At 41.1% G+C, this 15316-nt stretch carries 13 protein-coding genes; 6 read left to right on the top strand and 7 right to left on the bottom strand.

What is annotated here, in order from left to right; genetic code table 11:
• Together ABDW16_RS06210 and ABDW16_RS06215 are read right to left on the bottom strand one after the other, a co-directional pair.
• A partial coding sequence (locus tag ABDW16_RS06210) for a carboxypeptidase-like regulatory domain-containing protein (RefSeq protein WP_343668449.1) occupies positions 1-339 on the bottom strand: 339 nt, incomplete at its 3' end.
• A 261-nt stretch (positions 340-600) separates the two neighbouring features.
• A complete protein-coding gene (locus ABDW16_RS06215) occupies positions 601-744 on the bottom strand; it encodes a hypothetical protein (RefSeq protein WP_343668450.1) in 144 nt (47 codons plus the stop codon).
• Between the two features lie 267 nt (positions 745-1011).
• Between ABDW16_RS06215 and ABDW16_RS06220 the strand changes: the two genes are divergently transcribed.
• The 4 genes from ABDW16_RS06220 to ABDW16_RS06235 all read left to right on the top strand — a co-directional run bounded on the left by ABDW16_RS06220 (position 1012) and on the right by ABDW16_RS06235 (position 7321).
• Complete coding sequence (locus ABDW16_RS06220) at positions 1012-1611, top strand: TetR/AcrR family transcriptional regulator (RefSeq protein WP_343668452.1); 600 nt, start codon at positions 1012-1014, stop codon at positions 1609-1611.
• Between the two features lie 132 nt (positions 1612-1743).
• Complete coding sequence (locus ABDW16_RS06225) at positions 1744-3093, top strand: TolC family protein (RefSeq protein ID WP_343668454.1); 1350 nt, start codon at positions 1744-1746, stop codon at positions 3091-3093.
• A 17-nt stretch (positions 3094-3110) separates the two neighbouring features.
• Positions 3111-4166: an efflux RND transporter periplasmic adaptor subunit gene (locus tag ABDW16_RS06230; protein WP_343668456.1), complete on the top strand. Its 1056-nt coding sequence runs from the start codon at positions 3111-3113 to the stop codon at positions 4164-4166.
• Positions 4167-4183: 17 nt separating this feature from the next.
• Entirely contained in the window at positions 4184-7321 is a 3138-nt protein-coding gene (locus ABDW16_RS06235; protein WP_343668458.1) for an efflux RND transporter permease subunit, read from the top strand.
• A gap of 157 nt (positions 7322-7478) precedes the next feature.
• Here the strand turns inward: ABDW16_RS06235 and ABDW16_RS06240 are convergent, their stop codons facing one another.
• The 3 genes from ABDW16_RS06240 to ABDW16_RS06250 all read right to left on the bottom strand — a co-directional run bounded on the left by ABDW16_RS06240 (position 7479) and on the right by ABDW16_RS06250 (position 9881).
• On the bottom strand, positions 7479-7745 hold the full coding sequence (locus ABDW16_RS06240) for a hypothetical protein (RefSeq protein WP_343668460.1): 267 nt from the start codon (positions 7743-7745) through the stop codon (positions 7479-7481).
• An 84-nt stretch (positions 7746-7829) separates the two neighbouring features.
• Positions 7830-8960: a TlpA disulfide reductase family protein gene (locus ABDW16_RS06245; RefSeq protein WP_343668461.1), complete on the bottom strand. Its 1131-nt coding sequence runs from the start codon at positions 8958-8960 to the stop codon at positions 7830-7832.
• Between the two features lie 54 nt (positions 8961-9014).
• Positions 9015-9881, bottom strand: coding sequence for a DUF2911 domain-containing protein (locus ABDW16_RS06250; RefSeq protein ID WP_343668462.1), 867 nt, complete (start codon positions 9879-9881; stop codon positions 9015-9017).
• A gap of 136 nt (positions 9882-10017) precedes the next feature.
• Here ABDW16_RS06250 and ABDW16_RS06255 point away from each other — a divergent pair, with 136 nt between their 5' ends.
• Positions 10018-12168 carry a DNA/RNA non-specific endonuclease gene (locus tag ABDW16_RS06255; RefSeq protein WP_343668463.1) on the top strand — a complete coding sequence of 717 codons (2151 nt, stop codon included), beginning with the start codon at positions 10018-10020 and terminating at the stop codon, positions 12166-12168.
• Here ABDW16_RS06255 and ABDW16_RS06260 read toward each other — a convergent pair.
• Entirely contained in the window at positions 12134-12604 is a 471-nt protein-coding gene (locus ABDW16_RS06260) for a helix-turn-helix domain-containing protein (RefSeq protein ID WP_343668464.1), read from the bottom strand. The genes ABDW16_RS06255 and ABDW16_RS06260 overlap by 35 nt on opposite strands.
• Here ABDW16_RS06260 and ABDW16_RS06265 point away from each other — a divergent pair.
• A complete protein-coding gene (locus tag ABDW16_RS06265) occupies positions 12603-13571 on the top strand; it encodes an aldo/keto reductase (RefSeq protein WP_343668466.1) in 969 nt (322 codons plus the stop codon). The two genes, ABDW16_RS06260 and ABDW16_RS06265, sit on opposite strands and share 2 nt — an antisense overlap.
• A gap of 171 nt (positions 13572-13742) precedes the next feature.
• Here ABDW16_RS06265 and ABDW16_RS06270 read toward each other — a convergent pair whose 3' ends face one another.
• Complete coding sequence (locus ABDW16_RS06270) at positions 13743-15296, bottom strand: sulfatase-like hydrolase/transferase (protein WP_343668468.1); 1554 nt, start codon at positions 15294-15296, stop codon at positions 13743-13745.
• Positions 15297-15316 lie beyond the last annotated feature (20 nt).

Consider the following 15316-nt stretch of genomic DNA (forward strand, 5'->3'; position numbering starts at 1 on the left):
GGCTAGTTGGGTAGCGCCGGAGGTGAGAACAATGTTGAGGGTAGTATTGTTACCTACTTTGACTTCCTGGGTTTCGTAGCCCACGTAAGTGATTACGAGGATATCGTCCGGGGAAGCGTTGATAGTGAATTCTCCTTTTTCGTTCGTGGAAGTTCCTTTTTTAGTAGCTTTTACCATAACGTTCACGCCGATCATAGCCTCACCAGTAGCTGAGGTAACCTTACCTTTAACTGGGGGGCCAAACCTTGCATTGGTGTTGATGCTTCCGGTAGCGGTCCGGAGGGGAGATGCACTGGCTTGGAATTGAATCCCGGCAGTCAGCAATAAGAATGACATCATTCTTATTGTGGTCCCTGGTCTAAACTGCAATCGATTGCAATTTCTGCGAATAGCAGGCAGCTTCATAGTTTTTCCGTGTTTAGGTTTATAAATAGTTGTTTTGTGCGCCACGACTAGTTTTGGTTTTTGGCCAGATACATAAGTATAGCGGGCCATTCTGGATGGTATCGTGAGATACGGCCAGTTTCAGTTCACATTGTTTGTTGATAAATAATTATAGGAATTCGTCCCTCCTAACTGGAATTCTACAGAGTTATTTCATTACACCACTTCCTTAATTTGCGGCTTGCTCAGGCGTTTACCCGCGTCGTCCACTGTTGTTTGGTTGTTTTTTCTGTTCGGTATATTTCCTTTTATATCTATGGAATTCAGTTTGAAGATAGTGAGAATATTTAAATTCTGCATTTTTTTTGAAAAAAAATGATTTTGGGGTGGTGGGGAGTTAGTGGAATGGACATAAATGTCCGCAGAACACTTATTTCTGCCTTTGGAAGGGAGAGGTGATTTTATAACAATTTATGAGGGGGATTTGTTTGGGGAAATACTGATTGGTCCTTTGAGGGGTTATTTTGTCTTACAGATGTCTGGATTATTTTTAACAAAATTGCTAAAATTAATTTTGAAATCAAAAAGGGTCTCTTATCTTTGCATCAGAAAAATTTAAGAATTAAGATGCCCATAAAAGATGCTCAGACCGAAAAGTTAATAAAGGAAACCGCTATGCGGCTCTTTTTTGTGGAGGGGAAAATTCATGCCAAGACGCAGGAGATAGCGGATGCAGCAGGGGTAAACAGGGGGTTACTTTATTATTATTTTCAAAACCGGGAACAGTTATTTGAAGAGGTATTTGCAGAAGCGATGCTGGTGGTGGAGAACCGGATAAAAGAATTGTTTATAACAAGTAACCTGGGGTTCAGAGAGAAGTTAGGGGAGTTCATTGAATTTTTTATAGAGAATAATCTTAAATATCCTTACCTGGAGATCTTCCTGATCACAGAGGTAAATACCGGGCACCGTATGCCTCCCAGAGAACGGCTGATGGTAGGTATGATATTGGAAAACATTGAGAGAGAACTGAGGAAAGAAATAGAAAAAGGGACAGTTCCCGAGATGTCTGTAAGGCAGTTTATGACCAATCTTATTTCTCTTTGTGCTTATCCTGTTTTATCAAAGCCGCTATTGAAGAATTTAATGCAAATGGATGAAAAAACATATCTGGCAATGTTGAAAGAAAGAAAGCAACTTATATTGAAGGTACTATTTCGCGACTAGTTCCTAAAAATTTAAATAGTGTTTTAAAGGTACCTGAGGGTACCAATTTTTTTACCTTTATTTTAGCAAAAATGCTAAATAAAATATCAATAGGCACCAGGTGCCTTTTTTTAGGGTTTTAAATTAGCAAAAATGATAAATAAAAAATGGATAGGTTTTCGGTTCTCTATACTGTTAGCAGCTACATTTTTGTTGGTTAACAGATCGTCGGGCCAAAGCCTGTATACCTTACAACAATGTATCGACACTTCATTAAAGAACAGTCTTCAGTTAAAATCAGACAACCTGGACCTGGACAAGACGAAAGCATCAATAGGTGAGGCCTATAGTAGTTTGTTACCTACAGTGAGTGCCAGTGGTTCCTATCAATACCAGTTTAAAGTACCCGTACAGCTAGTGCCTGGGGAACTGTTCGGAGGAACAGCAGGCACTTACCAGGTGGCACAGTTCAGTGTACCTCAGACAAAGTCTGGTTCATTGGACCTGAGCCAGACGTTATTCAATGCTTCTTCCCTGATCGCATTGAAGGCAGCTAAGGTAGCCGTGAACCTGAATCAGCTGCAGATACAAAGTTCTAAAGAGGACCTGGTCTACAATGTATCTGCTACCTATTATAACATTCAGACCATCATGAAGCAAATGGAAATGACCAGTAGGAACCTGCAGAATACGGAAGAGCTGTTACAATCTACCAGCGACCAATATAAAGCCGGGCTGGCTACTGAAACAGATGTAGACCGGTTGAATGTATCGAGAGATAATAGCAGGGCGGACCTGGAATCGGAGCGTAATAGTCTGGAAAAGCAATATAACCTGCTTAAGTATTTGATGAATGTTCCTTTGGAAAGCAATATTGTCATACCTGATATTGATCAGGCAGGCACCATAGTACCGGCCGAAACGCCGGCATTTGATATCACAAAGAAAACAGATTACCTGCAGGTTTTGGAAAATAGACGTGTAGCAGAACTGGAACGAAAGAATATTAAAGCTGGTTATCTGCCATCCTTGACACTGAGTGCTAACTATGGTGTGAGTGGATATTATTCCAACGCCGATCCATTTAAGAATCTGAATGATAAATGGTATTCTTCATCTTATATCAAGCTTGCTTTGAATGTTCCCATTTTCGATGGCTTTAATAAAAAATATAGGATTCAGAGCAAGTCTGTCGAGATAAAAAAATATGATGTGCAGGCAGAGCAATTAAGACAGCAAAGTTTAAAAAATGTAGCCAATGCCAATGCGGATCTGAAAAGTAATTTCCTGACCCTTCAGAATAAGAGAAGGAGCCTTGACCTGGCTCAAAAGGTATTGGATGACCTTCAGCTTCAATATCAAAATGGGATAGCGAAGATCACTGATGTAATCAATTCACAGACTGATCTGCACACTGCCCAGAATAATTATATAAATGCTTTGATAAACATTAAACAGGCAGAATTAGATCTTAAGAAAGCACAGGGAACCTTATTGAATTAATAACAAATATAAAAACTATGAAAGTTAATATACGATATGCAATTACCAGTGTGATCATACTTGGACTGATAGGTTTGGTCGTGGTCAAATTATTGGGCAATAAACAGGAAGTGGAGGAAAAGGTATATAAGAAAGATCCCGATCGCAGGGTAACGATACAGGCAGATACTGTTCAACCAGCGCCTATGAATCAAAGTACTTCATTCCTGGGAGCTTTTGCTCCTGTGCGTGAGGTAACGATATCGTCGGAAAGCACAGGGAAAGTGGTATCAGTAAAAGTAGAAGAGGGGTCATATGTCAGTGCCGGTGCTATCATCGCGCAGCTGGACACTGATCTGTTGAGGGCGCAACTGTCTTCTGCAAAAGCGAATTATGATAATGCTGTAACTACCCTGAAACGATATGAAGCAGCTGCGAGCGGGGTTACCAAATTGACGATGGATAACGCAGCCACCCAGGTGCTAACCTATAAATCACAGGTAGAACAATATGAAAAGCAGATTAGGATGTGCACTATTAAAGCTCCTTTTAGCGGGGTGATTACTTCCAGAAGTTTTGAGCTGGGAGCGGTTGTAGCCACAGGTGCACAGATGGCGGAGTTAACTAATATTGATCAGTTGAAACTGGAAGTAAATGTTCCGGAAGGTAATATTTCCAGCTTTAAGGATGGCCAGTCTATTTCTGTATTTACGGATGTATATGCAGACAAAACCTTTAATGGTACGGTAGATATGGTGGGTACTAAGGCGGATGCATCACACAACTTCGTATTGAAGGTGCTTGTGAATAATAGTGCAAAATTATTAAAGTCTGGTATGTATGGTCGTATTCAGCCGAAGGAGGCATTGCAGCACGATGTTATTTCAGTTCCCAGGTCTGCTTTGATCGGATCATCAAAGGTGCCTAAAGTTTTTGTTATTGAAAATGGGATAGCACGCGTGAGAGAGATTGAGAGTGGAGCTGGTAATGAATATGCAGTGGAAGTGAAAAATGGATTGAAACAGGGGGAGGTTGTTGCTACGGGTGGTCTCGTGAACTTATATGATGGAGCTAAGGTGTCGATTTCGAAATAATTATTAAAAGTAAGATTATGTCAATTACGAATATAGCGATTAACAGGCCCTCGCTGATCATTGTAATTTTTACGATCCTGATAGGTGGCGGTTTGTTTTGTTTCACCAAACTGAATTATGAGCTGATGCCTGATATTACACAGCCTACGCTGATAATATCTACCTCGTATCCTGGTGCCACGCCTACGAATGTGGAACAAACTGTCACCAAGAAAATAGAAGATGTGGTGAGTGGTGTGGACAGGTTGAAGAGTATGACATCGCAATCTATGGAAGGTAACTCTGTTATCCAGGCAGAATTTACCATGGGCACTGATATAGATGATAAGCAACAGGAGCTGCAACGTAAGATCAATAACATTATATCAGATTTGCCGGATGATGTGAAAACGCCCAGTATTTCAAAAATATCACCCAGCGATCAGCCTATTATGCAGCTAACGGCTGTCTCGTCAATGGATAATGCAAAGTTTTATGATATTGTAAAGGATGAGATCAAGCCTCAGTTCCAGCAGATAGGGGGAGTGGGAGAGATTACCCTGATAGGTGGACAGGAGCGTGAGATCCAGATTAATGTGAATAGTGATAAGCTTGAATACTATGGAATATCTATTGCCCAGGTAATAGACGCGATCAACAAGGGGAATGCTGAATTTCCAACGGGAAAGGTGAAGACACGCCAGGAGCAGATGACGGTGCGGGTAACAGGAAAGTTTACATCTGTGGATGAGATCTCAGAACTGGTAGTGGCACAGAAGGCGGTTGGTAGTGTGATCAAGTTAAAGGAGGTAGCTACAGTGAGTGATATTGTGAAAGATGCAACTGCTGTAAGCCGGTTAAATGATGTGAATGGCATAGGTATCCTGATTAAAAAACAAAATGGTGCAAATGCGGTAGAGATCAGTAATGAAGTGAAAAAGCGGTTAGTACAGCTGCAACAGAAATATGCTGCCCAGCATGTAAAATTTACGATTGCTGATGATACCGCCGACTTTACAATGGAATCGGCAGATTCAGTAGAGCATGACCTGATCATTGCGATTATATTGGTTGCGGCCATCATGCTGCTTTTCCTGCATAGTTTACGGGATTCGATGATTGTACTGGTAGCCATTCCGGCCTCACTTTTATCTACTTTTTCGGTGATGTACCTGTTGGGGTATTCTCTCAACCTGATGACCTTACTTGCATTGTCGCTGGTGATCGGGATATTGGTGGATGACTCGATAGTGGTGCTTGAAAACATTCACAGGCATTTGCATATGGGTAAGCCCAAACGGCAGGCAGCATTGGATGGGCGAATGGAGATCGGTTTTTCTGCTTTGGCGATCACGATGGTGGATGTAGTTGTGTTTGGTCCTATTGCCCTGGTGAATACTACGATTGCTCCCATGCTCAGGCAGTATTCACTGACTATTGTAACAGCAACATTATTTAGTCTGCTGGTATGTTATACCCTTACTCCCTGGCTTGCATCAAGGTTTGGTAAGATCACTGTGCTGAACCCTAAGAACTGGGGCCATAAAATCCTGATCTGGTTTGAGGCGTTGATAGAAAGTCTGACTGCCTGGTATGAAAATGCGCTGAAATGGGTGCTTCATCATAAACTGGTACTGACAGGTATTGTGATCAGTTTGTTTGTCGCCATTGGGCTGGTAATGAATATGGGCATACTGGGTAGTGAACTGGTAGCAACGGGCGATCAGGGGAAAATGCAGTTGAAACTGGAATATGATAAGAACACAACGGTGATACAGAATAATCTGTCGACTAAGAAGATAGAAGATTATTTGCTGTCGCAGCCAGAAGTACTTTCTGTATTCTCGAATGTAGCCGGACCTTCTACTACAGGGCTTGAATCGTCAGTGGCGGTAGGGAGTGAATATAAATCTGAACTGACTGTTAAGCTGGTGGACAGTAAACATCGTTCCATGACGACAGAGCAGTATATGATTCAGAAGACCCGTGAATTGGAACAGCATTTTCCGGGGGTGAAGATCCGTTCCAGTGTGGTAGGTATGGTAAGTATGGGAGATCCTATCCAGATTGTATTGAGTGCTGAGAATTATGACCTGCTGATGAAGACGGCCAATGATCTGAAACGCCGGATAGAGTCATTGCCTGGTACCAATGACATTTCATTGAGTGTAGAAGATGGTAATCCACAGATAGAAGTGAACATAGACAGGGATAAGATGTCGCAGCTGGGACTTGACATCAATACCGTTGGGGGTACTCTTAAAAATGCTTTTTCTGGTAATACAGATGCAAAGTATAGGGTAGGCACTAAGGAGTATGATATAAATATCAAGTTCGACGATTTTGACAGGCGAAATGTAACAGATGTAGAGAATCTGACATTTTTGAATACCTCTAACCAACAGGTGAAGCTGTCCCAGTTTGCGACAATTATACAAGGTAGTGGGCCAAGTTTGCTGGAAAGGAAGAACAGGAGAACAGCGGTAACGATAAAGAGCAATGTATTGGGAACGACATCTGGTATAGTAACTGATAAGATCAGGGAATCGTTGCTAAAGAACCCGATTCCCACTGAGGTAGATCTGAAGTGGAGTGGGGATGCGGAGCGGCAGGCAGACTCAATGGGGGCATTGGGTACGGCAATGCTGGCAGCGCTGGTGTTGATGTACCTGGTGATGGTGGCACTTTATGACAGTTTTGTTTATCCATTTGTAGTGTTATTCTCCATTCCTGTTTCATTCATTGGTGCATTTCTGGCATTGAACCTTGCCAAATCTTCTATGAGTATGTTTGCCATGTTGGGGCTCATTATGTTGTTTGGCCTGGTGGCAAAGAATGCGATCCTGATTGTTGACTTTGCAAATCACAAAAAGGAGCAGGGGGCATCTACATTTGATGCACTGATTGAAGCGGGTAAAACAAGGCTCCGGCCTATTCTGATGACAACGGTAGCAATGGTAGCGGGGATGTTTCCTATTGCTATTGCGAAAGGTGCGGGATCGGAATGGAAGAATGGTCTTGGATGGGTGCTGATAGGGGGATTGAGCTCCAGTTTGGTACTGACGGTGTTTGTGGTGCCGATGGTATATTATGTGGTGGATATGATAAAGTTATGGTGGAAGAATAAATATGGACATGTTAATGAGGAGCCTGCGCTCCAGGTAGCTCATCATTGACTATAAAGAAGGTAGTTGTGAATTTGTTCTATTTGGGCACTGGTCTTTAGCGGGACATGTGTTTCCTTTTAGGAACAGTTGTAGGTTTAAGTATACACCCGTGTAATCTTGCATGGGTGTTTTTTCTTCCAGTGTACAAAAAAGGTAGGTTTGACACCTAACTAATAGGTTCTTCTTTTTTTTGGAGTTTAGACCAGATATAATTAAAAAGCCAGGCGCCCAAAATGGCATAAACGGGAATCGCCAGGTATGATTGAAGTATAAAAGTTATACCGATTATATTTATAACGATAGAGCCGACTACTCCTAAAATAATTCCTACCAGGGCACCGTTTTTTTTATCTTTATTTCGTCTGAAATAACCAATTACTCCCCCAAGGATTATACAAATTAATAAAAGTTCTGAGCCTCCCAGTGAAAACATAGTAAGGTATTTAAGTGTTAAAACATTAGTTCTCTTGTAAAATATTAAAATATTTTAATATTTTACCTGGAGTGCAGGAATTTATTAATGAGTGTCTGCGCGGGCGGCTAAGATTTGCTGTAAATTTCCAAGATTAGGATCGGGATAGTCTGAATATTTATAAATAATATTTCCTTTCCTTTCAATAAGGAAAACCTCCGGATAGGCATTTATCTGATAAAGCTGGTTGATTTTATCGTTATCAACAATATTCATCCAATCCATTTGTTGTTCCTTAATGAATTGTCGAACTTTTTCAGGGGCGGATCCAACGGCAACTGAAATTATTTCTAATTGTTCTTTTGAATACTGCTGCCTTATTTTTCTGAGTAAAGGAATCTCTGCTATGCATGGTGGGCACCATGTTCCCCAGAATACAAGCAATACATGCTTCTTATTGTAAATTTCTTCAAATATTACCTTGTTATTGTTTATATCATTGGCAGTGAACGATATTGCTTTTTTTTGCTCTTCTATAATAGCTCTGTTCAATAGGTACTTTTTAATGCTGGTACCTTCTTCACTATTTCTGAAAGTAGCCGGGAAAGTTGTAGTAAACTGTTGTAAAAGCAGGTCTGGTGGCAGGGCTCTGATAGTGTACTTTTCAAACAAATAAAAAGAAGAATAGGATTTGGAGTGGCTGGTAATGTATTCCAGTCGTTTCCTATCAATTGCCATTTTGGCTTCTTTGATCTTTTTAAAGTCAAGACTATCTTCTGATTTCCAATTCGGTGCTATTGAATCATAGATTTGCCTGTAAGTATTTTGAGCTTCTTTTATGTATTCTTTCTCAGCTAAAAATTCCTGTTTAGGATCCTGTGCGTTTACAAGCGTATAGTTTTTAAAGGGATCGGCTTCATTGATTGGTTCAGAGAAGGTTACTTTAGCAGGTTTTTCTGTGGTGAATATGGTCATACCGGGTCTGAGATCGGCGGAACCATACTCTACATAAATCTGGGCATACACGGTGTTGTAGCTGTGAGAAATGATTGCTTTGTGATGATGATAAGATGCTGGAACTGATATAAAGTCTCTTAGCTGACAATCATAGTAGAAGAAAGACAGTTTTTTTGTTGCTGTGCTGTCCGGGAACGAAAAGGATACCTCGAATTTTTTTTGACCAAATATCAGGCATGGACAAATAAGAAGGATGAGCAAAAAAATAATAGATTTCATAATAATCCTGTAAGTTTTTCTGACGCTAGTTTTTAATGGCTGGTAAGTGACCTGTTATTCTTTTAGTTTGCTCTTAAAATACTCAATTCTCTTTTTATATGCTGCTTCATTCTGTTGTTTCTCCTTTAAATCCCAATCGGTTCTTTTTTGGTTTAGTGAGATAGCAAGATTAGCACAGTCAATGGCTTCTCTATATTTCATCAGTTTCTCCAGTATGTCAATTTTTTGTCTGTAATACCATGGTTCGTTTTTCTTTGTAATTGCTTTATCAATGAGCACAAGCGCCTGATCCAAATTCTTGTTCAGGTAGAAATTATATTCTGCTGCCGCTGCATACTCGTCCGGGTTAGTTGATTTGTCTGTCAATAAATGTTGTTCTATATAGTCTTTCGCTTCCCTGTCTGATGCTGTTTCTATCTTAAATGAAATTTCGGTTTTCTCCCATGCTACATAAACAAGCGCATTATTTGGTACCACATCGATGTCTATTGTCAGTGACTCATAATACCGGTTCGTTGGTTGACTTTTTGCTTTGAAACGAATGATATCCTTTCTCTCATCATAAGATGATATTCCATATAGTGTTGTATCTGCATTCAAAATTATGGTCCAATCACTTTTAGTGGGAATTGTGAAGAGGGAGTAGGTTCCTGCGTTTATTTTTTTATTGTCAATGGTGACTGGCCTGGTGAACCTGATCTTTGTACAATTTCCTGCTCCGGTTCTCCATAAATTATCATATTTAATTAATTCACCGAATACTATTCGTCCTCTGGCTGCCGGACGTTCATATTCAATTGAAATATTGGTGAGTCCAATGGTTTGTTCGATGCTTCCTTTAGGACTTAAAGCGGGGAAGATAAACTGAGCAAAGGATTGGGTTGTCGTTATTAGAAAAACTATGGTCAAAAGTGTTTTCATTTTGCTATTTTATTAAAGGTAATTTATGAAATTTATTTACCAAAAAATACAAACTAGTTGGTATTGTCTCTCACTTCATTTTACCCTAATTTGGTCATTAATTACCCCCAGCTACAACCTATAACTGTATTTCCTTATGAATAGAACAGAGAACATTTTCAACAGGAAAATTGCATTGGCCACCAGTGCTGCTTTAAACTTAAAGCAATTCCAGCAGCGCACTGATAGCGTTAAGATTACCCAGCAGATAGTTCGTGAAACTGCAAATATTAACAGGGAAGTGCTACGTTCCCCGACGGCGAAAATGATTGCCGCTACTGAGCGGATCATTCGGGGTAAAGATAACAGCACGGTTGTACCGCCCTCCCTGCGGATAGAAGGTTTTGGAAGGCCAGTGGCCCGGCTGCATGAACTGAATGCTGCAGTGGAACCTAAAGGTTTTGGATCAGGTTTTTTAGTAGCGCCTAATATTCTGATCACCAATCATCATGTCTTTGAAAGTGCAGGCTCCGCCGTAGGATGTGTGGCCAATTTTGGTTATCAACAGGATTTTGAAAGTAAACAGATCAATCTGGGTTGGCAATTCAGGTTACGTCCGGATATTTTTTTTATCAATTATGAAGAGCTGGACTTTGCGCTTGTTTATGTGGAAGAAGACGCCATCGAATCAGATAAGAAATTGACTGAATTGGGTTTGCTTCCATTGATTGCAGCCAAGGGGAAAGTTACGATAGGTAGTCATATGAATATCATTCAGTATCCTCAGGGGGGTATTAAGAAATACACAACAGATGATAATGAAATCATCAATATTGATGATGAACGTGGTATCATTTATTATTACACTGATACGGAGGTAGGTTCTTCCGGCTCACCTTGTAGTAATGACTACTGGGAGGTAGCGGCTTTGCATTATACGGGTGTTCCTGATACCAATGAGAAAGGTCAGTGGCTTACCACGAAGGGTGAAATATGGGATGAGCATACAATGAAAGAAAGTGACGTTAACTGGATTGCCAATGCTGGTAAAAGTATTAGTAAGATTGTTGCCTATCTGCGGGCATTACCTGATGGGAATAAATATCTTCAATCTGTATTGGCAAATACAGGTGACCCACTAAAAGAAAATAAAGCCATTGCTTCAGAGGGCGTAATAATTCCTCCATTCAATTCTTCAAATTCTTCCAATATGAGCAATTTCAATTTCAACTTTTACGGAAATGCAACTATTAATATAAATAACGATAGCTTGCCACGGGTGGAAACTACAACTGAATTGACAGAACTGGCGGCACTTACTGCTGCAGAAAAGAAGGAAAGATTTGATGAAGATTATAGTAATCGAAAGGGATATAGTGAAACTTTTATTCGCGGTTTTAAAGTACCAGTGCCTTCGGTTACTAAAACAAGAGAGAAAGAACTATATAAAAATTTTGGATCATCTGTACCTTATGTTGTTCCTTATTATCATTATTCTTTAGTGATGAACAAAAACCGGAGAATGGTGATGTGGACGGCGTGCAATGTAGATTACAGCGAAAAATTCAGGGATAACAGAACCCGGGAAGATCTGGGGAATGGTGCATGGAGGTTGGATCCGCGTATTCCTGCCAAATATCAGATTCAGGCGGCTGAATTTTATGATCCTGCTACGCTGGTGGATAAAGGACATATTGTGCGCCGGGATGATAATTGCTGGGCGCCTTTGAAAGGGGGGCAGACAGATAGTGTGGGTATTGAATATGCAAATGCCGATACTTTTCACTGGTCAAATTGTACGCCGCAGCATGAGGCGTTTAACAGAGATACAGCTCAATATACAGGTGTGGGGAAATGGGGGGTACTGGAGAATGCGATTAAATCCCAATTAGAAATAGATGAAAATGATCCTGATAAGGATTTTGGCCAGCGGGCGTGTGTATTGGCGGGGCCTGTTTTAAGTGATGATGATCCAGCGTATATGGACATTCAATATCCGTTGAAATTTTGGAAGGTATTTGCTATTAAAAGTAAATCGGCTGGTAATTTAGTGTATGGATTTCTATTGAGCCAGGAAGATAAAGTTGAAGAGTTTGGATTGGAGAAGGAAGGTAAACCGAGATTCAATCGGAAAGTCAAAGCTATGCAGAAGAGTTTGAAGTACATTGAAGAATTGACGGGTGTGATCTTTGATGCGTCGTTACATGTGTATGATGTATTAGCTAATGAACCGGACGAGGAGGGCGAAAGTTTGAAGGATGATTTGTCGAATTTTAAGATGAAGAAAGCTTATTTGGGAGTGCAGTAAGTTGAATTAACGGCTCCAATACCTCACGGTGAGTTTCTCCCCATTGGGCGGTTACTTCGATCACAGGTATTAATGTTTCGCCCAGTGATGTGAGTGCATATTCTACTTTGGGTGGTCGTTGATCAAAGACTCTCTTAGTAAGAATACCTTGATTTACGAGTTGTGCCAGTTGAGTATCCAATAGCCGCCGGGAGGCTTTAGGGATGCGTCGCTGTAATTCACCTGGCCTTTTAATACCAGCATGAATGCACCAGATGAGGCTAATCTTCCATTTCCCGCTCATCACTTCCATAAAGAGGTGCAGCCCGCATTCAAGTTCTACAGGTAACTTCTTTCTGTACATACTACAAATATCGGTCATCCATTTGTCTTTTTCTATAGGGCTAAATTTAGCCGGACTTGACTGCGTAGGATAAGCAACGCAACTTTGAGTCATGAAAAATAAACTATTTGGCGACCATACAGGAATACCAGCCAGCGAAATTATATTAGGAGCGGCCAATTTTGGTGAACGCAGGGGTTATGGGGCTCAATGGGAAGACATTCCCCAAATTTTATCTGCCTATACAGATGCGGGCGGTAATTTTATTGACGTGGCAGATCAATATCAGTTTGGAGAAGCGGAGGAAATCATTGGAAAATTTATAGCGACACAACGTCATAATTTTATTATTTGCACCAAATATACCTGTAGCAGTGAAAAGAATCCATCGGCTGTTAATTCGGGCAACCATCGCAAAGCAATGCGTCAGGCTGTTGAGGCGAGTTTAAAGCGGCTGCATACAGACTATATTGATATTTATATGCCACATTTTGATGACGGATTAACTCCAATCGAAGAAGTTATCCGCGGGCTCGAAGATCTTGTAAAATCAGGTAAAGTGCTTTTTACTGGCTTGACAAACTTTCCGGCATGGAAGGCGGCTGCGATTGCAAGTGCTATACCGCTTGCAGCATTACAGATTGAATACAATCTGTTACAACGAACAGCTGAACGGGAATTACTGCCAATGGCCAGACATTTTGGTTTGGGTACAATGCTATATTCTCCATTAGCAGGGGGATTGCTGACTGGAAAATATCGCAAAGGATCGGTGGGGCGTATGAACTTATCGGCACCGGATGGCTATCAGGAAGACCCGGCTACTAAAGAAATTATAGATCAGTTAGAAATAGTTGCAGCAGAAGTTGGTGCCACACCAGGTCAGGTAGCATTAGCCTGGTTGCTGACTGGCGATGCTTTCCCGATAATAGGCGCCCGGACACTTTCGCATTTGACAGATGGGCTTAAGGCACTTGAAATAAGTCTGACGGGGGATCAGGTGACGCGTTTGAATAATGTTAGTGCTGTAAGTTTAGGGTATCCACATGAGCTGCTTAAAACTGTTCAAAAAATTTATTGAGCATGGGTTGATGAGTGATGGGATGAAAATGGGACCAGAGTGGGTTCAGACGATCTTACAAACAGAACGAGCCTGGATTCTAAAAGAGATACCAGCAATACTTTCAAATAAAAAGCCATACAGCATTAGCTGTATGGCTTTTTAAATTTTTTCCATTTTAAAAATCACCACCTACGCAGAAACACTCTCCATTCCTGCCACATGAACTTTTTCAGTCTCCTGTGGCGGCGCGATCACCCTCAATTTAGCGACTTCCAACTCATGTAGCTGCTGCTCCAAATCCCTCCTGACTTCCCTGAATGCAGGATCATATGCCAGATTTGTATATTCAGAAGGATCGGCTACTAAATTATAAAGCTCATATTGTTTGTAATACGCGCCTGAAGCATCAAAATAATAACTGAACTTCCATTCTTCAGTTCGGATACATCTGATACGATTGGCTGCGTTTACCGCTGACCATTGGCTATTTGAACCTGCCTTTATATCATCAAAAGTAAATAATATACTATTCTGTACAGGTGTACCATCCTCCATTATCGGCAGCAGACTGGTACCTGCTAAGCCGGTTGGTGGATTAGAGACATTTGCTATTTCCATAAAAGTAGGCATGATATCCGCTAATGTAGCCAGTGCCATCGACTGCTGGATCGGATGACCTGAAAATAAAACAGGATTAGATATTACCAGCGGCACCCGCAATGCCTCTTCATAAGCTACAAAAGTTTTTTGTCGCAATCCTCCATGTGCTAACCCCATTTCTCCATGATCAGATGTAAAGGTGACAATGGCCCCATCAGCTAAACGTTTGCCATCGCTACTAGTATCATATAATTCTTTTATAAGGTAACTTATCTCCTTGTCCACTAAGGTTAACAAATACCCGTAGAAGTTGATATAATCTAATTTTTGCTCATCGGAGGGCAAAGGGCCTAATAAGCCATCCATCCCCAGCAGGATCTGTTCCTGTGCCATTGGTTTCTTATTAGCCAGCAAATGTTCATTTACCGTTTCAGGTAATTTGATTTCTCTTCCAGACCAGGAATCAGCATGATAACCTGAAGTTCCCGCAGTCTTAGGATAAGCTAATACATCATGTGGATTCACAAGTGATACTATCAGGCAATATGGCTGATGATTACCAGCCGCTCTTTTTACTTTTACCTGCTTTAAGTATTGGATGGCCTCTGCAACATACCGGGCATCATGATTAGCAAATCCACCGCCAAAATTCAATGGATTTACATCCTCTCCTGCATCGGGCGCAACCCATCCCATAGCGCCAAATAATGAAATATCTGCCGGTGTAAGATTATCGTAATTCGTTGAAGCCCCATTGCCTGCAACCCCCTTGCTCATATGCCATTTACCACGGTATTGAACATCATACCCCTCGCTCCAGAGCACATTCATCAGATTGGGCAATGAGGTACTAAGTGTCGGTTCCGAAGGTGATAATGGTCCTCCAATAGTGAGCGTTTGGGAAACATGGTGTTTAGCCGGATACAACCCGGTAAATAAAGTTGTTCTGCTTGGCGAACACATGCAGGTATTACAAAAGGCCCGGTCAAAACTAAACCCGTTCTTTTTGAGAAAGGTTAATGTAGGAAGGTTCTGCTCCTCCCACCCTACCGGGAAATGTTGTGTTGCACGTTGCTCATCGGTAATAATCAGGATTAAATCTGGCTGTTGTCCCAGTTGCGTCAGTTTTGATTTGAGGTTCATGATTTGAAAAGCTTTTAGGA

The sequence above is a fragment of the Chitinophaga sp. genome (assembly GCF_039596135.1).
Classification (GTDB): Bacteria; Bacteroidota; Bacteroidia; order Chitinophagales; family Chitinophagaceae; genus Chitinophaga.